Source organism: Phaeobacter sp. G2 (assembly GCA_025163595.1).
In the GTDB taxonomy this organism is placed as follows: domain Bacteria; phylum Pseudomonadota; class Alphaproteobacteria; order Rhodobacterales; family Rhodobacteraceae; genus Pseudophaeobacter.
Genome location: CP104101.1, coordinates 17,390 through 35,815, shown reverse-complemented (window position 1 = coordinate 35,815; position 18,426 = coordinate 17,390). Strand labels below are relative to the sequence as shown.

Sequence of the window (18,426 nt, the reverse complement as noted above, 5' to 3'; positions counted from 1 at the left end):
ATCCACCACAGCTCGATACCCTCGCCGCGTCTTGGTCACTGCAAGCTTCATGAGCGCGGAGACAGCTCCACCCTCGTCGGGGTGCTGTTCGATTAGCATCTGCCCTCGAAACCCGATACGGCCCCATTCCCGCACGAGGCATGCGCCGCCAAACAGGTCTGGCTGAACACTCATTCTATAGAAGCGCCGCATGTTGAGAGAAAGGTCGACCCGCTTGAGATCGACTGTCGTCGGGAACACTTCCATTTGCTGCATCGTATCCAACATATTGGGCAATCCCTTCTCATGTGTCACAATATCAGGTAGACATATGTGTTTCCACTATGTTCTAATTTTTCCCGACTCGGGCGAAACATTTCCGCTGCACTCTCTCCTAGCTTGGCAGAACTGCTGCAGGTTTAGGACTTCAACTGTACTTCGTGTTCTTGAATAGGGCGACAAATGATAAAGAACATCTGCATATTCTCGGACGGAACCGGCCAGATGGGTGGCGCCAGGCCGGACCAACGGCTGTCGAATGTTTACAAGATGTATCGAGCCATGCGTCCCGGCCCAGATTCACCAATTAGCCCTAAGGACCAAGTGGCTTTTTACGACCCGGGCTTGGGAACAGGAGAACGCGGTGGGTTTTTCGGTCGGATCAAGCCGATTCTTGAAAGCGCCGTCGGAACTGGCATCGACCACAACATCATCGATTGCTACGAGCAGATCATTGCCCATTACGAGCCCGGTGATCGCGTGCTGCTTTTTGGGTTCTCTCGCGGAGCCTATACGGTCAGAGCACTGGCAAACGTTATGAACCTCTGCGGTGTCCCGACGCAGATGCCGGATGGTTCGCCGGTCCCGCGTCATGGTCCCGGATTGCGCAAGATCGCCAAGGACGCTGTAAAATTCGTGTATAATCACGGTGCTGGAAAACCGCGCGGACAAGATCCTTACTTCAAGAACCGTGAAGAGCTCGGCAAACGATTCCGCAAGAAGTATTCGAGCTTTCCCATTGAAGGTGAAGACAACCAAGGCAACGTTCAGCCTACCTTCATCGGGGTCTTCGATACGGTGGCATCATTGCGAACGGCAGTTGTCCGCACCTTGGTCTGGGGCGTCACTTTCGGGGTCGGAGCGGCTTTTGCCGCAGGTGTTGCATTCGGGTGGTCTTGGCTTTTGGTTGTTCCACTCGGCGTCCTACTAGTAGCGCTTCTTTGGCAGCTTGGTTCCCTGTTGCTCGACAACTTCAAATATTTCTCTGACGATCCCGAGCACAAACTGAAGCTATGGCGCCCAACCGATTGGCCGCAGATTCTCAAGACGGGTCATTTCGCGGCTTGGAACAAGCGCAACTACGACAAGTGGCTTGATCCCGATGTCCAACACGCCCGTCACGCCATGGCGATCGACGAAGACCGTGCTGACTTTCCAAGGGTCGGATGGGCATCCAAGGCGGCCGCGATTGAGACCAAAGATCGAGAGCCGAAGTGGTTGAAGCAGGTCTGGTTCCCGGGCTGCCATAGCGACATCGGTGGAAGCTATCCCGAGGCAGAGTCCCGCCTGAGCGATATCGCCCTCGATTGGATGGTCGACGAATTGAAAGACTGCGTGCCGTCGATCCAGATCAACGAGAACGTCTTGAACCGCGCCCCTGACCCTCTTGGTTTGCAGCACCGCGAAGACGCGATGGTAGCATTTGGCCCCCTCCGCATCCGCTGGAAGAAGGGAATTCGCGCAGTTGGCGACGACTTCCCGCTCCATCCTTCAGTCGAAGAGCGCATGCGAGCCAAGGCCGTCGCCCAGTGTGGCGAGGTTAAGCCCTACCGACCTGCCCAGTTGAAAGAGCGACGCGACTTGAAATTCTACTACGACGAATAGGGGACTAGTGGACGGCGCTCACCCACCCAACAACTCCTCGATGAAGTCCTCCTGCCGGTCGAGCGCTGCCTCCCATTCCTTCGGCACCGCAGCTTCCCGCTCGAGCGTCTCGGGCTCAGGCTGCCCGCGCCCGGCCTCCATCGTCCTCAGGCTCATCGTGCGCGCTTCGCGGCGCTGTGAACGGTCCCGGACAGGCGCGCGTTCGACCGGTTTCGCCGCCTCATTCGCGCTCGTCTCGTCACCGCTGTCGCCGCCCTCCATTTCTTCCCACGGCCCCACGCCCTGCACACTCGGCGGATAGGGGAACGGCTTGCCCTCCTGTCGTGCCAGCATCTCCTTGAAGAACGGATCGTCGTAATACTTGATACGGCTCACCTTGATCGGGTGCTGGGGTGAGGCGAGGATGATGACCTCGTCAGGGTCCATCAGGCGCGCTTCGGTCTCGGAAAGCAGCGGCCGCTCTTCCAGCCGCGCCGAGGTCGAGGTCGCGCCAAGGAACCCCTTGTTGCGGCCATACATGCGGGTCACGGCCTCGCGGGTGGTGCTGCCGACCGCAGCGGAGACTTCCTTCACCGTGCGCTGGTCGCGTGGCGTGATGTAGAGCTTCAGCCCTGCCCCGTTCTCGAGGCTTTCGCGACCTTCAGGGCCATAGATCCGGTCGAGCGAGGCCAGCGACTGCGCAATCATCGCGACGCGGCCGCCATAGCTCGCCAAGGAATGGATAGCGCGCTCGAGATAGGGCATCGCCCCCATCTGCTGGAATTCGTCGATCATCATCATGACCGGCCAGGGCTCGTCCGAGCCCGGCTCGTTCAAGCGGATCGAGGCGATGAGGTCTGCAAACATCAGGCGCAGGAGCGGCGCCAATGTCGCGATGTGATCCTCGGACACCGCGATGTAGAGCGACTGCGGGGTCTTCCGAAAGGTCGAGAAATCAAAGTCGCTCGCCTCGGTGGCCGAGCGCACCGCCGGGTTGTCCCATTGCTTGAGGCCGGCGGTCATCAGCGCCTGAATGTTTGAGGTCAGCAGCCGCGAGGAGGCTGAGGCCGCATTGGTCCAGAGCTCTCGAAGGATGTCTTCCTCGGCCTCGTCGGCATAGGTCTTGTACTGGGCGTTCTTGTATTCGCCGCCAGCGACAATCTTGTTGACCTCGCCAAGGTTCGGCGTTCCGCGCTGGATCGCCAGCAGACAGGCCGCAACGAAAATCGACTTGCCGGCCTCGGAGAAAGTGTCGAGCGTCTTGTTGTCCTTGTCGAGGAAGAGGTCGGCGAGGATCGAAACCTCTGTGAAGCGCTGTGCGAAGCTCGGGGCCTTGGCGATCCGCGCCAGCGGGTTGTAGCGATGCGTTGCATTGGCCCAGTCGAAGGGGCTGAAGCGATAAACCTCGTCGCCGTTCAACGCTCGGAGCCGCGCGGTCTTCTCGAAGTTCTCGCCCTTCACGTCCAGCACCACGACCGAACCCGCAAAGCTCAGGAGGTTCGGGATCACGAAGCCGACGCCCTTACCGGCACGGGTCGGTGCGACCATCATCACATGGGGGATGGTGGTCGAGGAGATGAACTCCGCCTTAGAGGTCGGCGCGCCAAGCTTGCCACAGACGAAGCCCTTGCCAGCCGCTTGCAGCATATCGTTCTTTTTCAGTTCCGCCTTGGTCTGCCAATGGGCCGAGCCGTAATCGTCTCTCTCCTTTTTCCAGGTCCAGGCGAGAGCGAGGACACCGAGGCCGATGGAACTGAGCCCGACGGCACCGAAGCCTACCTTGAAGGCCTCGGGATGCCCCGCACGCGTAGCGGCGCTCGCCTTCCAAAGTGCCAACATGTCGAAACTGGCGAAGCCGGTTTTCAACGCCAGGGTCAGGTAGAAGGCAGCGACGATGGTGCCGATGACGGCGCCGCAGATCACACCGAAAAGAAGCGCAGCCCAGAGGGGAAGTGTCTTGGTCATGGTGGTCATCTCCCCCTTAGAATTCCATCTCGTCATCGAGACCGCGGTCACGTCCAAGAACACGCCTCATTTCCTGCGCCTCTTGCTGGCCGCGCAGCCGCGCCACTTCCGTCGCCTTGTCCTGCTGCAACCCGGCGGCGCGGTCGGTGAAGACCTGGTCGCCCGTTTCCTCGAAGGTCATCTCGAGGAACTCCTGCGTGACGGTGATCTGGTCGAGCTTGCTTGGCAGGGCCGCGCCCAGCACCTCGTAGTTGCCACGGCGTAGCTCGGCCAAGCCCTCCTCGCCCAGTTCCTTGAAGAGCTCGGATTGCAGGGTCCGCTCGACGGTCTCTTCCTGTTCCTCGGTGAGCTTGCCGTCCCGCAGCATGTCGGCGAGATCCTGCAGGTACGGATTTGGTGTCCGGTCGTCCTCGTCGATGAGCGGCAGTGTCGCCTCCTCTTCGTCCGCGAGGGTTCGCCCGATCTCGACGCCCAGTTCCTTGGCGCGTTCCATCAGGGCGTCCATGACACCGTCGACTTTTTCGAGCGCGGCATCCAGTTGGTCGTCGTTGGCGGTTTCTACGCTCAGACCGTCTTTCGCCAGCACCGCGTTCATGTCGCGCTCGACCCAGTCCTGCGCCATGCCGTAGTTCCGCGTGCCACCCGCCGCGATCCGTGCCACCAGCTCCTCGCTGTCCATTCCCGCGTCCTCGGCGCGCTCGAGCACATCGCGCAGCCCCTCGTCATTGCCGGACTGCAGCGCGGCGATCAGCACCTCGCTCCCCGCCCCCGGCGGATAGGGTTCTTCAAGCTGCTTGCCGAAGCGCGCGCGCAACTCCGGGTCCGGCACCATCTGCGAGAGATCCGCGATGATCGGCGCGGCCTTGGCCTCGAACGCGGCACGCTCGGCCGGGTCCAGTTCTTCGGCCTTGAGCCTCAGCGCTTCGATCGTGCGCTCTGAATAGTCGATCGCGTCACCGACGGTCTTGATGTCCTTCATGTCTATCTCTCCTTCGGTGAAGTTCCACGGCGTGCCGGAGCCGAGTCCTTCCGCCATGCCGCGCACGGCGCGCGCCATGTGGCGCTGGTCCATCCGGTCCAGCAGGTCGGCGAGGTTCTTGTAGTCCTTGGCGAAGCCCACCACCTGCGCCTGCGCGATGGCGGATTCCTGGGCCGTCATGACGATCTCGCGCGGCAGGCGGGCCTCTTCCTTGGCACGGTAGATTTCCTCGATCCCGACAGGCTTCTCGAAGATGCCCCGCTCGAGCCGGGTCGTGGCGTCGAGCATCACGCCGTAGCGTTCCGCGATCTCGGCCTGCTTCTCACGCATCAGCTGAGGCGACATCACGCCTTCGGCCCAACACGAAAACCAGGTGCCCTTCTCGACGCCGCGATTGTTCAGGATGATGTGGGCGTGCTTGTGCGCCCGGTCGTCGTGAACCGCGAGGACATAGTCCCACTGATCGCCGTATTCACCGCTCTCGAAGAAATGCTCCGTCCAGTCCATCGCGATGTCGCGCAACTGGTCGACCGTCACGTCGGTCGGGAAGGAGAGCAGCATGTGCGAGGTGAAGCCGAGCTTGGTCGAGCCGCGCCAGGTCCCGGCCCAGTCCTCGATGATGTCCTCTTTCTGATCCTCAGAAAGCACCGCCGCATCGGTCAGCGCATTGGTCATCGTCGAATAGGTGTAGACCGCCTTGTCGTTGATGTAAGAGATTTGCGCCCCAAGCGAAGCACGCGTCTTGCAGCCCCCCGCCCGGATCCGCTTGAAGACCGCCGCCCGGCTCTGCCCCGACGCGGCCTTCAGCGCATTGCGCGCCGACAGGGATCCAACACGCGCGAAACTCCGCCCCTGCCGACGCCCCGCCAGCCGTGCGTCGATCCGCGCCGCGGCCTGGCCCCGGATGCGCTCATCCTCCCAGAGCCGGCCCATGACCGAGGTATAGAGGGCGAGCGGATCAGCCATTCTTGACAAGCCTCAATCCTGTCACGGCCTCCTGCGGGCCATCCTCCAGAACCGCGCCCTTCGCCCCCTGCCCTTCTTCCTTTTCCGGCCACTCCTGATGACGCAGGGCCTGCGCCGCATCCTTCATCCGGCCCATCTCACGGCTCATGGACTGCGCAAGATCGAGCAGTTGGATCAGGACCGCGCGATCCGCCTCCGAGACCTCCAGCCGACCACGATGGACCGCCTTGGCGAGCCCCAGTCCGGCGTCACTCACGTCCTTCGCCTGACGCCATGCGGCGCAGAATTCGGCGACCAGGTCACGCGGCACATCGAGGAAACCGCACCGTCCGCGCAGCACCGCATTCAGCGCCTGGGATCGGTTGGCATAGCCTCGTTCGCGCCACTCCGCGTCGAAGGCGTCCAGTTCGGATCGGCTTGCCCGAAAGGCCACCGTCTCACTCGGATCGCGCACCGCGATGCCCTCGCCCGCCTCCTCTTTCGCGAGCCGGTTCACATGGCGCGGAGAGATGCCAAACGCCGCCGCCAGCTCCTTCGCGCTCTCACCCGCCGCAAAGCGCCGCGCGACTTCGATGCGCTCTTCTAGCTTCAGGTTTTTCGCTGGCCTCGGCACGGGTCAGACCCCTCGGACAAAATGTGCAAACATTGGCCATATCCTGCCAACGTCTTCCTTCTCTCCTTCGCTTATACTTCAATACATCACATTGCGCAATATTACGTTTTGCATACTATGCATTTTTGCTGACATTGGACGCCATCAAGACCCCGCGTCGCAGCGCAACTTGGAGCGCGTCCCGCCCTCATCGATGCAGGACAACCAGGTCGAAAAAGCTTCCGAAACTTGTGTTCAAGACGCACGCGACGACAGACAAACCGAACGCCCGAGCCGGTCACGGATCTGGCGCCAGGAACAAGAAGTCGGCTCGTGCGGGATGGCGCGGGTCACGCCCTTTGAGGGCGTCACGAAGCTTCTGAGAGACGGCGTCAGACCCCTGCGGATCCGAAGACCCGCAGGGGTGTCTGGGTCAGTGACCCAGTCCCTGAGAGCGCAGATCGTCGTAACGGCTGCGTGCGATCAGCGCCTCGGTCTCGAGGCTGTCGAGGGTCTCGGGATGGGCGTCTTCATCAAAGGCGGCGAGGTAGGCATCGAAGGCCATGTCGGCTTGCAGTTCGGCGAGGTCGATAGATTGTTCGAGTGTCATGGTGTGATCCTTTCCGTTGATCGTCGTTGGACGGATCGTGGAAAAGACCGGGGGCATGAGAGCGGGCTGCACCCGGCACGGGGCGAAATGGAATGGAGCACGCCGGGGGCAGGTTTGTTGTGAGCGATGCCTCGGCAGCGCTCAAGGCGTCACGGTGCTTTACGTTTTCAAAAGACCAATGACGTTCGAAACACGCGTTCGAGCCGCAGGCGAGAGGCAGCGTGTTTCGAGGCTATTCAAACGTAAAGCGCCAGCCGTCCAGAAACCTGACCCCAGCGTTGCCGGCCGCTCGATCCCGGGCTAGCGATCTGAAAGGCCAACAGGTCGACGGAAAGGCGCGCGGCGGTGACACTGGCGTAAGACGTTGCCCCGGGATGCATGACGTTGATTTGCGATTTCGTTGACTGCGGCACAGGGTGAGTTCGGCGCCCCTGGCAGCTTCGCCAAGACGACCTAGGCGCGGGTTGCTCGACTGATAGAAGGAGTGCGTTTGGCCCCGCTCAGCGGACTGCCAGTTCTCCCTGCCGACATTCGGTCCCGCCTCGGGTTCGTGCGATCCACGCTGTCCCTCAACAGAAAGATCAGAGCCGCTTCTGCGACCGATCCAGTCAGACTATCCGCCTCGGTGTCAGCGTCCGAAATATTCCGCGTTCTTCGGACACGGGTTTCGGACCCGAACCTCTGTCGCTTCTTGAAACGAGAAAAAGCCAGACCGCCGGAGCGGTCTGGCCTTTGGCTTACGCGGCGTCTTTGGGACCCCAGGGGATGACGGCCTGCAGGGACGGATCGTCCTGGTTCGCGGCCTTGCCGAGGTTGGCGTTGAAGCCGTGGTCGCGGATGGTCAGCGTGTAGTAGTCAGCGCCGGTCTCCTTGTTCTGCTTCTTCCAGATGCCGCCGCACTCGACCAGCTTGCCGCGCGGGGAGCGGCCGAGGACGCGGTGCGTGGGGGCCATCGGGTTCGCGCTCGCGACCGGTTCGACCGTGATGTCGAGGTCAAAGGTCAGGGTCGAGATGGAGCCGACGCCCTTGGCGGTTTCAATGTCGGCGCTGGTGAATTTGATGCAGTTCGTGGTCATTGCTCTTCTCCTTGTTTGCGTTGCAATGATGGTCACCTTGCAGCTGGCCAAGGCCCGGCCACACCGAAGGCGAAGCGCAGCGGAGAGGGGCAGGCGCCGGTCTTTTTGGCGCGCGAGGAATGACACGCAGGGTCAGGGGAAAAAGATCGGCGACAACCTTTGTGGACGGGACGACAGCTGCGACCAGCATGTCATGCAACTCAAACAAGGAGAAGAGCGGTGGCCGCGAAGGAAACTGGGTGAACAGCCGAAAGAGAGAAATGCCTGTGGTGGCGATATTTCTGTCCTGTCGCTCCGAGCCGCATTCGGACCAGTCAGAGCTTTGCTGGCTCTGCCTCTCGTGCCGCGACGGCTGGTTTCCGTGGCAACGCGATGTGTTTTCTGGACGAACAGCATGGAGACCGTCGAAGCTTCGACAACGTGTCCGGATCACTCGAATTTCGAACGGACCCTCTACGGCAGCCCGATAGCCTGCGATCCGCGCATCACGACCATCACCGGCCTTCTGCCAGCTGCGGCCAATGCAATCCGGCGGTCGCCGGAAATCGTTTGCGACCCATGATGACAGGGCGGCACAGCATGTCCGGCAAAGCACGGAACAACAGCGGCCGAGACGCGACGTACGAGATCACTGATGTCACGCGCCCGCCCCAGCGGCCGTAACCGAATGGCCGAGATGAAGCGTTGCCACGACCATGCGACGGCTGGTCGAGCTGGCTCCGGAGGAGACGGCACGGCCAGCGGCACGTCGCAGGGAGAGGCGGCGTTTCAGCTCGGGGAGGGCGGCTGCGTGCAGCCGTCCGAGTAGGGCGCGGTCCTGACCAAAGGGCAGGAGGGGCCAAGATCATCAAATCCGGACGACTGTTGCACACAAAGTATCCGGAGCCTCTCCGCACCAAAAGATGGAAAGCTAGGACAACTCTCAACGAGAAAGACGCCGAACATTTCGTTCGCTCCACTGCAATTGGGTTGGGCCATTATCTGGAGGTTGGCTTTCTAGCTGCTTGCGATAACCTTCAGCCGCATGGCGCGCGTTTCAAGGAGATAAGTCTCCACGCTGGCCAGTAGATGCAGTCCCTCCTCTGTGACAGCCGATCGCGACAGGCCAGGCTGAACGATGCGCACATCGAATTCGTAGCGATAGTCCTGCCAATTCGCTTTCAGCTTTTTGAGGAATGCGGCTGTTCCCTGTTCGAAGCGGGAAGTCTGGCCCTTCTCCAGCCGTATCTTCTCCCGCTTCAACATATGTATGAGCATTCTGTTGGGCCGATCACGCCAGCGTGCGGATTTCTGCGCTTGCCCGCAAACTTCATAGAGATCCTTCACTCGCGCGCCGGGCGTGTCGGAACTGGAGTATTTGCAATGGTGAAGCGTCACTTGGACGAGACCTTCAGTCACTCGAAGGGTGACGACGTCCGCGATCTCTCCAGCCCCATCATCGTCGAAGATGATGTCAAAGGCGTCGCCTTCTGCGAGCAATGTCTCGATTACGCGCCGTTGCACTGAGTCAGTCCGCTTTTCAGGACCCTGCGCCTCGGCACGTATATTGGTCTCCGACCAATCCCAAACCTCGATCCGATCAGCGGAATACGGTTCCACCAAGACGCCTTCAGGCAGAGCATAAAGGTGACTGTAGATCAGCAGTGAACCATCCCCAAAGTCGATCTGTGGGGAATCCTCACCGAAGGATTCCGAGAGCGACTTCGTCTTGCCGCTGACCTTGACGGTTGTTTTCGGCCCAGAGCGCTGCGGATAGCTGGCACCCCCTTCAGCAAAAACGATTTCGAATTCGGCGATGTGGTTATCGCTGCGCACCGTGAAGCGCAATGGACCCGTGCGTTCATGATCCAGAAGCTCGATGTCGCATTCAGCGAAGGCTACGGGTTTGTCGCCGAAACTGATTTCGATCCGGTCCTCGATTTGCGTCAACAGCGATTCCGGCCAGTGGATCGCGACCGGAGGCACCTGCGGGCGTTCGCTGATCTGGCGAGGTCGCATCGCACTCTTGAAGACGCCATCGGTGGTGATCCCTGGATCTTTGACGGCTTTGCCGATATCCGCGCACCAATCGACCCAATCAGTCAGATCGCGAACCCGCGAAATCGACCAGAACTTGCCTTTGGCCGAACAGCCACGAGAGGCGGGAACACCGTCGAGGAAACCGGTTGCGAACACGTTGTTCTTGATGCGCGACTGGGACTTCGCAGTGTCGAGTCCGTCGGCGACATCGACACCCATATACATGGAATAGCGGACACCGCGTCCCTGATGGTGCGTCAGGCCAAGATTGCGCAGGATCAGGCGATTGAACCCATGCAGGCTGCGGAAGACCTCCTCGCCCTCGACCCGGCGCGCTGCCTCACCGCAGACCGCCTTGGCCAATCGGTCATACGGTCCCTTGATCGAGCTGCTGATATATAGGAGCTGACTATCGGGATCCCAATGCATCATGTGCAGGTCCCAGGTGACATTGGTCGCGTGCTGGGCCGTGGTCCAGCCGGCCTGCTCTTCGGAGCGGGTGACGAAGATGGCGACACGCTGGTGTGGGTTGACCTTCATGCCGAGATATACGCCGGGACTATATAAGTCCTCGGCCCGCAAAGGCTCCCAACCGTCGCAGTTGGTGCGATAGACGACGGCGTTCATCTTCGGTTCGAGCGTCTGCAGGGGAATGTCGCTCAAGTCGCCGACAAAGCCCTTGAACATCTCGGCACGGCGGACTTGCCGGTCGATCTTCGCGGTGCTGAGTGCCTCGACCAGCGCATTCCAGTCGGCATCCTCCGCATAGAGCTTGGCCAGCGAACGATCAATGTCGTCAATGCCGGTGTTGGCGATGACCGTGGCGTCGCCGAGGCGTGGATCCTGGCGGGTGAAGCGGCCGACAAACTGGATGGTAACGGCGATGCTCTTGTGCGGGTCGTGCAGGGCGGCGATCTTCAGTTCCGGCAGATCGAAACCTTCGCCGAGCATGTCCACGCATACAATGATCCGGCTCTCGAAGCGCCGCAGAGCGGCAAGGTTTGCACGGCGTTCACGGATCGACTGCTGGCTATGGACGATGACCGGACGAAGTTCTGGGTACATCTCGCTGTAAAGCTGGTGGAGGGCTCTGGCGCGGTCGATAGTTTGGCAACGCGCCATGGCGAGATGGTTGAGGCCGACGTCCAGATCACCCTGGAGGACTTCGCCGAGCTTTCCCGCGATCGCGAGATCGGCGTCTGCCTGATCGAGCCCGAAGACAGCCTCGAAGCGAATCGGCTTGAAATAGCCTTCGGCCTGCGCCTTCTTGAGCGGATAGGTGTAGATGAACTCGCCGTCGACGCGCCGGCCGTCCTCACGGAATGGTGTGGCGGTGAACTGGACGATCGGGAGCGGTGGCTCACGGTCCGCGAATAGGCCCCGAAAGCGCGCCCATGTCGGGGCGCCGATGTGATGAGCCTCGTCGATAAACAGCGCCGAGGCGCGTGCCGCCATCCGCTCCTGGACCGCCGCTTCGGCGCGACCGGCGATCTGCATCGTTGTGACGATGACATTGGCACTGTCGAAGATCTCATCCACGTCGGCTAGCCTCGTCGGAATGTGCGAAAGGCGCATCACCACTGGAAATGCTGCCTTGTCTTCCAGGCATTGCTGTTGCCTCAGCACGCCGAAGGTCTCGAACTTGCCCGCGATCTGCTCTCGAAGTGCGTCCGTCGGCACTACGACCAGTAGCCTCTCGAAGCGCTGGTGGACGTTGAGCGCGAGCATGGTTTCCGTCTTGCCGGTGCCCGTCGGCATGACGATGGTGGCCGGATCGATCGATCGCGTCGCATGGGCCAAAGCCGCGTGCAGTGCGCCGATTTGAGGACGTCGCAGACCGAGCTGGGCTGGCCGCTCGTTTTCGGCTGCTCGTCCCTCGCGGAGATGAAAGGCGCCCGACCAAGATGCCGAAACCGCGGCCAGCCGTTCGACCCGCGCTTGGCGACTCAACGTGTCGATGCGGATGGGCAACGGGGCCATCCACCGGCCTTCGCCGGCGTCGAGTGCTTCTACGATCTGCGCCGGCTCACTCGCGCCGGGGACCAGAAGAATGAGCTCCGCCTCCAGCGACGTAGCGGTCTTCGCGTTGATGATCTTCAGTATCTCGCCAGACGGCAGCGTGGTTTCATGACCAGTCACACGGCGGATTGAAAAGGGACGCAGACGGCACCGTACGCGCTGCGGCGGAGCCGCCAATTGGCGTATAGGGCTTCCCAGGGCCTTGCCCTCTATCGCAAGCCGAGCAGGCAGCAGCAGTTCGACTTCGGGATTGAAGAGATCATCTTGGACGGGCTCGGTGCGCTTGCGGGAGGCCATGGTCGCGTCCTCGGCTATGCCGCAATCGTCTGGGGAGAAGGCGGGACGGTGATCACCGTCCCGTTCGTCATCAGAACGATCAGGCCCCGTTCGGCTCCGGTCATATCGAGATAGGCACGCACCTGAGCCCGATAGTGATCAAGTGTCTCCTGGGCGGGATTCACGTCGCTCTTCCAGTCGATCACGACGGCTGGCCGACCTTCCGGATTAACCGAAATCGCGTCCGCGATGCCCGCCGTCGCAACCAGTTCGGCCTCCTCTTGCTGAAAGGCATAGACCGGAAACTCAGCGAGCAATGAGGGACGCAATGCCGCCACCTCCGACAAGGCCAGCGTTCGCGTCACGCAACCGGCCAGTTCCTCAGGCGAAAGCCCGTCCGCCGGATCGGAGGAAGGCTCCTTGCCGAGCGCAGAAATGAGGTCTCCAGCACGCGCGGTGAGCGCCTCGTCGGCCTCGTTGCATTCCCCTGTCAGGACTTCTTCCATGAGCTTGTGAAGGATCAAGCCACGCTCGCGTCCGCCCCGGATGGAGGCGAGCGCGTCGGCGTCCGGCACCTGAGCATCAGCCGAACCGGCCCAGATGTCCGGTTCTTCTTCCTGAAGCACTGAACCTGTTGTCGTCTCGTCGCGGCTCGGCGCAAGCCAGGTCAGATGCATCTGCCTTTCGACAATCGCACCAGCCTCAGTGGCGAAACTCTCCCGTGTCTGACCGTTTTCTGTATCGGCTGTCGCCGCGATCGTGTCGAGCGGCAGATGCGACACGTCAAGGTGAGGGAGATCTGTCAGGGACAGGTCCACCAGGCCGATCCAGGCTGATTTCGAAGGCGTTACGTCGAGCCGCGGCAAGACCAAGAGTTCCCGGGCGCGGGTTGCTGCGACATACCAGAGCCGGACCCGCTCGCAGTCCAGTTCATCCTTCTCTGCCTGCCGCGCCGCGTCATAGCCGGACGGAGGGACACCCAGAACCGGGCAGTAGAAGGTATCAGTCTGGCGATCGGTCACAGCGCTGTCGGGCGCCATTACCCCTGTCATAGTGTTGATGGGGATGACGACCGGCCATTCAAGACCTTTCGCGGCATGCATCGTGTAGAGGGCGACGGCTTCTTCCTGCGCATCGGGCCGGCCTTCCACCGCGCGGGCCTCATCCGCCCATGCCGCCGTCATTGCCTCGGAAAAGGCCCGCAGACCCCGTACCGCATAGCTGACGGCGAGGCTGAGATAGAGATCGACATTGGCAAGTGCTCGTTCTGCCTGACCGCGATGCCGCTCCAGAAGAACCGGGCGTACCCGAAGGACGTCGACGGCCTGCGAAAGAAGATCGTGTGGTGTCGTGCTTTTGGCGCGTTTCTGGAGCCCTTGCAGCCGCTCGATCACATCGCGCGCCAGCGGATGCACTATTGCCGCGGGGTCGACGCCGAGGTCGAGCCGTGGGATCCGGACGGGTTCTTCTTCCGAACGCGGAAGCGCCCAGACGATGTCCAGAAGCTCCTCTTCGCTGAGCCCGACAAGCGGGCCGCGCAGCAATGCGCCGAGCGCCAGCGTATCACGACGATCGGCGAGAACTCGCGTGATCGCGATAAGGTCCTGCACTTCCTGCCGGCGAAACAGACCTTTGCCGGCCTGGGTTGCGACCGGGATGCCCCGGAGCTCAAGGGCTTCTTCATAGCGCCAGAGTTCCGCGCCGGTCGGGGCGAGCAAGGCGATGTCGCCCGGCTGGCAGGGGCGTTGTGCACCGGCTTTGCGATCCTGGACCGGATGGCTGCCGATCAAGCGTGCGCAAAGTTCAGCCACCGCTTCGGCTTCGGCGTCGCGTCGTTGCTCGGCACTGGCCTTGCCGTTCTCGTCAGCGACCGCGATATCGATCGCCGAGACGCAGACGCCGTCTTCCGGATCGTCGTGGAAGGGATCAAGCGCTGTGAAGCCGGGCTGGCCATCAGCCGACAGGACAGTCTCGAACCGTTCGTTGACGAAGGTGAGGATCGAGGCACAGGAACGGAAATTGGTCGAGATCGAGACGAGGCCGTCCGCGTCCTGTGTCGAGAAGGCCGTGCGAGCCTGGACGTAAGCGCCGACATCCGCGCCGCGGAAGCGATAGATTGCCTGCTTGGGGTCGCCAACCAAGAAGAGTGCGCCCGGCCGAATCCGGAAACGCGTCCAGTCCTGCGGATCATCACCGGGATCACCGCATAGACGCCAGAAGATTTCGGCCTGGAGCGGGTCGGTGTCCTGAAACTCGTCGACCAAGACCTTTGAATACCTCTGGCCGAGCGCCTGTCGCACAGTTTCATGGTCGCGCAACAGGTCGCGCGCGGCGTAGATGAGATCGTCAAAATCGAGCTGGGCGCTGGCGCGCTTGTGCTCACGATAGCGCGCAAGGATTGTGCCTGCTTCGTCGATCAATGTCGTGAGGACCTGGCCGGAAACCACCTGGAGTAGTGCGGCCCATGCGGCACAGCACGCTTCGTACAAACCGCTGGCCGTATCGTTCAGCCTGTCGCCGTCTGCCTTGGACAGCCCTGCCTGCTTTGCCGCTGCCGCCCATTTGCCCTTCTTGCGGTAGGCGTAAAAGCTGCCCGTCCCGGTCGTAAGGTCGGGATGCGGGCGTGCAACCAGCAACCCGACGAGCCCGGCGGGCGTGGAACCATCTGTAACCGATGGAAGGGCGGCCGCCATTTCAGAAAAGCGCACGGCGAAGAGCTCCGTTTCCGGCTCATCAACGCCGGCGCCTTGCACAAAGGCCGAAAGTTCGTCGGCCGCCTGCTGGAAGGCTTGCAGGTGACCTGCAAAGGGCATCGCCTGCGGTGCGACCAGTTTCCTCGACCGCCGGAGGGCTTCGGCGATCTTGTGCATCAGAGCGACGGTCTCTCCCGGGTTATGCAGCACCATCTCGGCGAGGACGCCGCCCTGATCGCCAGACAATCGCTCGCGCAGCCAGCCTTCGACGATTTCGAGGAAGTTGAGATCGGCCTGGTTGCGGTCGATGACCGCTGCGCCCGGATCGATATCCGCTTCCGCCGGGTAGGGCTTGATCAATCGCTGGCAGAAGCCGTGGATGGTCGAGCAGGTGATTTCGTCGATCGCCGTGCTGGCCGACATCAGATTCTCGCGCTGTGCCGCAGACAGTCCCTCCGGCAAGCCGGCGCGGAGCTCCGGTGCGATATGGCCGGCGGCGAGATCTTCGACGAAATCCCGAACCCGCAGGAGGAGCTCGCTGGCCGCCAGTTCGGTAAACGTGACTGCCGCGATGGAACTTGGCGCGACACCCTGCGCCAGCATGACAGCGATCCTGCCGGCCATCACGGCGGTCTTGCCCGATCCCGCGCCGGCCTCAACCAGAATGGATCGGTCATGACGGCTGATCGCGTCATGCCGGGCGCCATCATCATTCAGAACTTTCACGCTGCTCATCATTCCGCCTCCCAGATCGGCGCGACCTCACTGAGCCGCTCGGTCGAGGCGGCTTGTTTGCGTTTGCAGTAGGTGGCGCCTGCGTTTGCCGGCAGGGCAAAAGCGAGATCGTCGTAGTCGCCTCCGGTATCCGGCCCGGGCAGTGCCGCGCCGCTGGCCAATGCGGTTCTCGCCGCCCGCAGATATGCCTTGATCTCCGCCAGGACGATGTCCGGCTCGTCGAGCTGGAGATCGAGCGGTTCACGCGGATAGAGCAGCGAGGCGCTGATCGCGATGTGGTCGCCCAGGAGCGCCTTGACGGCGAAGGCATAAAGGCAACGCTGAAGCTCGCGGCCGCCGTTTACACGGATGTCGCCTTTGGGCGGCTTGCCGGTCTTGTAGTCGCGCACGAGTGCCCGGCTGCCGTCATCAGCGATGTCGAGCCGGTCGATATAGCCGGCAATGTGAAATCCGGTGTCGGGGATGATCACCGGCACACTGGCGTCCCAGGGCAATGCCGCCTCCGACTTGGGCTCGGACCCGCCGAACGGGACCTCGCCAAAGGATCGGCTGCCCGGCAAATGATCATTGCCATAGGCAAGCGCCTGTCCGGCAAGAGCGCGCGCATCCCCGAGCGTGCGGCCCCAGATAACAGCGGGTGGAACGGGCCGCTCGCTTTCCCACTCGGCCGCCACCGCACCAGCGGCTTGGTCCACCGCAGCCTGAATGGCAGCCACGTCGGCCGACGTCAGGCCGCCCGTCGCTTCGAGGTTTCGCAGGGCGCGGTCGAGCACCAGATGGATGAGGTCGCCGGTTTGCAGGGCGTCAAGCACGAGCGGCTCGGCACTGCTTTGCGGGGATTTCCAACCGAGAGCATAGCGCCAGAGGAAATTGAGGGGGCTGCGCAGCAGTGTTTTGAGCGAGCTCGCCGACTGAGTCCGCCCGAGGATCGCGAGAACCAAAGGATGATCGGACCTGACCAGGCCATCATGAGCTGTCACATCGGCCATGCGCCAATCGCGCCAGCAGGAACGCGCACTCAATGCCTGGGAATCGGCGGCGAATTCCTGCGGCCGCGCCATCAGCCGGTCGGTTTCACTGAAGGCATGGGCGGGAACGGCGTTGCGCCGCAGATAGGCTTCCTCGTCATAGGTGGCGAGCAGGGGGCTGCGACCCAGAAGCCGACCGTCGCTGTCGCGTCGGGCGCGGGAGAGGACGACGTCGCTGCCCGTAGTGGCGAGGATCGTATCAAAGTCACGGCGATCTGCCAGATTGACGGGAAGCGGGTCGAGCTCGCCCGTTGGAATAATGTGGTCCGGGATCAGCCGATCTTCGGCGATCCCGCGTGGCCAGCGGGAGGAATTGAGACCGATCAGCCGAGCGAAGCGTCGCGGCGACGCGGCGAGCGCGCTGGCCGGCATCCAGGCCACGGAGACGGAGGCCTCGAGCCCGTCATCCTGTTTCAGTGTTTCCAGCGTGCTGTCGATCGCGCCGGCGGGCCCTGCCAGAAGGGCTTTGCGCCAGATGGACAATGCCCGGCCCTTGAGGAAGGCTTCGCCGATTTCCTGTGCCGCGTCCGGTCCCTTTGCCAGCAGATCGACCGCAGCACGCAGCACCGGGGCGTGATCCATGCCGTCGGGCCAGTCGTCTGGCGCGAGGCGCGCCAGCAGTTGGTTCCAGGCGGACGGTGTTGACAAGGGTGCATCGCTTGGAAGGACGCGCATCCAGTCATCGGGAAGGGAAGCCATAGGTGCAGAATCGCCGCACAGGGCGGCGAGACGGCGCAAGCGCGACTGCGAAAGGCCGCGCACGATGATGTCGGCGAGTGCCGCTGCCGCTTGTCCGTCACGTGTGGTGACGGCCGGGACGCCATGAACGAAATGCAGATCGATATTGGCATCGGTGCGCAACGCGAGAAAGTGATCGTCGTAGTCGGCCGGCGACGCGGTGGCGATGGCAATGTCGGCGGGCGGTACGCCCGACGCGAGCAGCGACCGGACCCAACGCAGTGTCTCGACTGCCTCATGGTAAGCGGTCGCGGCACTGACGGATCGAATGGCCGGCGCCTCAGCATCGCCTCGAGCGACAGGAACGCCGCTTTCCTTGAGCCAGGCCGGGACAGGGCGGGGACCTGACGTCCATTGCATGGGGGTGTGCTCGGCGAGCGCCTTCAGTAGAGGCCGCCAGCAGGGAGACAGTTCGGTCAGTCCGGCGATTTCCATCGAGCCGAATATGGCGGGCGCATGGGTGATCCGGCTGATGGCTGCGGCGACAATATCGACCGGCCGCATCATTCCGCCCGGAAGTTCGGCAAGGACAGCGGCCTCCAGGCGAGCGATGGCTTCAAGCCTTGGATGATCACCTAAACGGGAAGCGAGATCGATACCGGCCCGCCACGCCTTGTGCAGTGTGTCGGCGGCCGCACCGATCATGCCCGGCAGCATCTTGATATCTTCCAATTCGCCCATCGGTGTTTCAGGGAGGACCGTCTGGATCGCCGCGCGCAGGCTTTCTTCGTCGATTGCGCGGGCGAAACCGCCCGCGAGCCGCACCGCGGCTTGTTCGAACGACATGATCTGGAGGCCATGTTGACCGCTGCGGGCTGCCACAAGGCGGGCCTCCCGCATTGCGTGTCGTCCATAGACAATAAGCGTGGACCGGCACGTCGTGGACAT

The 18,426-nt window shown here is 62.3% G+C and carries 9 protein-coding genes and 1 pseudogene; 1 reads left to right on the top strand and 9 read right to left on the bottom strand.

Annotated features, from left to right (window positions below):
- Positions 1 to 9: 9 nt before the first annotated feature.
- Positions 10 to 267, bottom strand: a pseudogene (locus tag N1037_19820) (WGR domain-containing protein).
- 174 nt (positions 268 to 441) lie between these two features.
- Here N1037_19820 and N1037_19815 point away from each other — a divergent pair.
- Positions 442 to 1,863 (top strand): DUF2235 domain-containing protein, encoded by a 1,422-nt coding sequence (locus tag N1037_19815; GenBank protein UWS81523.1) that lies wholly within the window; start codon positions 442 to 444, stop codon positions 1,861 to 1,863.
- 18 nt (positions 1,864 to 1,881) lie between these two features.
- On the opposite strand, the gene N1037_19810 is transcribed toward N1037_19815, so the two are convergent.
- The 8 genes from N1037_19810 to N1037_19775 all read right to left on the bottom strand — a co-directional run bounded on the left by N1037_19810 (position 1,882) and on the right by N1037_19775 (position 18,426).
- The gene (locus N1037_19810) at positions 1,882 to 3,807 is read right to left on the bottom strand and encodes a type IV secretory system conjugative DNA transfer family protein (protein UWS81522.1); all 1,926 of its coding nucleotides are present in this window, start codon (positions 3,805 to 3,807) and stop codon (positions 1,882 to 1,884) included.
- Between the two features lie 16 nt (positions 3,808 to 3,823).
- Positions 3,824 to 5,752 carry a relaxase/mobilization nuclease domain-containing protein gene (locus N1037_19805; GenBank protein UWS81521.1) on the bottom strand — a complete coding sequence of 643 codons (1,929 nt, stop codon included), beginning with the start codon at positions 5,750 to 5,752 and terminating at the stop codon, positions 3,824 to 3,826.
- A complete protein-coding gene (locus N1037_19800; GenBank protein UWS81520.1) occupies positions 5,745 to 6,365 on the bottom strand; it encodes a helix-turn-helix domain-containing protein in 621 nt (206 codons plus the stop codon). Before N1037_19800 ends, N1037_19805 begins: the two co-directional genes overlap by 8 nt.
- Before the next feature lie 412 nt (positions 6,366 to 6,777).
- The gene (locus N1037_19795; GenBank protein UWS81519.1) at positions 6,778 to 6,954 is read right to left on the bottom strand and encodes a hypothetical protein; all 177 of its coding nucleotides are present in this window, start codon (positions 6,952 to 6,954) and stop codon (positions 6,778 to 6,780) included.
- 737 nt (positions 6,955 to 7,691) lie between these two features.
- Complete coding sequence (locus tag N1037_19790; GenBank protein ID UWS81518.1) at positions 7,692 to 8,030, bottom strand: DUF736 domain-containing protein; 339 nt, start codon at positions 8,028 to 8,030, stop codon at positions 7,692 to 7,694.
- Positions 8,031 to 9,026: 996 nt separating this feature from the next.
- Positions 9,027 to 12,365 (bottom strand): DEAD/DEAH box helicase family protein, encoded by a 3,339-nt coding sequence (locus N1037_19785; GenBank protein UWS81517.1) that lies wholly within the window; start codon positions 12,363 to 12,365, stop codon positions 9,027 to 9,029.
- Between the two features lie 14 nt (positions 12,366 to 12,379).
- On the bottom strand, positions 12,380 to 15,775 hold the full coding sequence (locus tag N1037_19780; protein UWS81516.1) for a UvrD-helicase domain-containing protein: 3,396 nt from the start codon (positions 15,773 to 15,775) through the stop codon (positions 12,380 to 12,382).
- Positions 15,772 to 18,426 carry a PD-(D/E)XK nuclease family protein gene (locus tag N1037_19775; protein ID UWS81515.1) on the bottom strand — a complete coding sequence of 885 codons (2,655 nt, stop codon included), beginning with the start codon at positions 18,424 to 18,426 and terminating at the stop codon, positions 15,772 to 15,774. The genes N1037_19780 and N1037_19775 overlap by 4 nt, the downstream gene beginning before the upstream one ends.

Coding starts and splice junctions, on each gene's coding strand:
- N1037_19815 (UWS81523.1), top strand. CDS start 442: ATGATAAAGAACATCTGCATATTCTCGGACGGAACCGGCCAGATGGGT.
- N1037_19810 (UWS81522.1), bottom strand. CDS start 3,807: ATGACCAAGACACTTCCCCTCTGGGCTGCGCTTCTTTTCGGTGTGATC.
- N1037_19805 (UWS81521.1), bottom strand. CDS start 5,752: ATGGCTGATCCGCTCGCCCTCTATACCTCGGTCATGGGCCGGCTCTGG.
- N1037_19795 (UWS81519.1), bottom strand. CDS start 6,954: ATGACACTCGAACAATCTATCGACCTCGCCGAACTGCAAGCCGACATG.
- N1037_19790 (UWS81518.1), bottom strand. CDS start 8,030: ATGACCACGAACTGCATCAAATTCACCAGCGCCGACATTGAAACCGCC.
- N1037_19785 (UWS81517.1), bottom strand. CDS start 12,365: ATGGCCTCCCGCAAGCGCACCGAGCCCGTCCAAGATGATCTCTTCAAT.
- N1037_19780 (UWS81516.1), bottom strand. CDS start 15,775: ATGATGAGCAGCGTGAAAGTTCTGAATGATGATGGCGCCCGGCATGAC.
- N1037_19775 (UWS81515.1), bottom strand. CDS start 18,426: ATGTCCACGACGTGCCGGTCCACGCTTATTGTCTATGGACGACACGCA.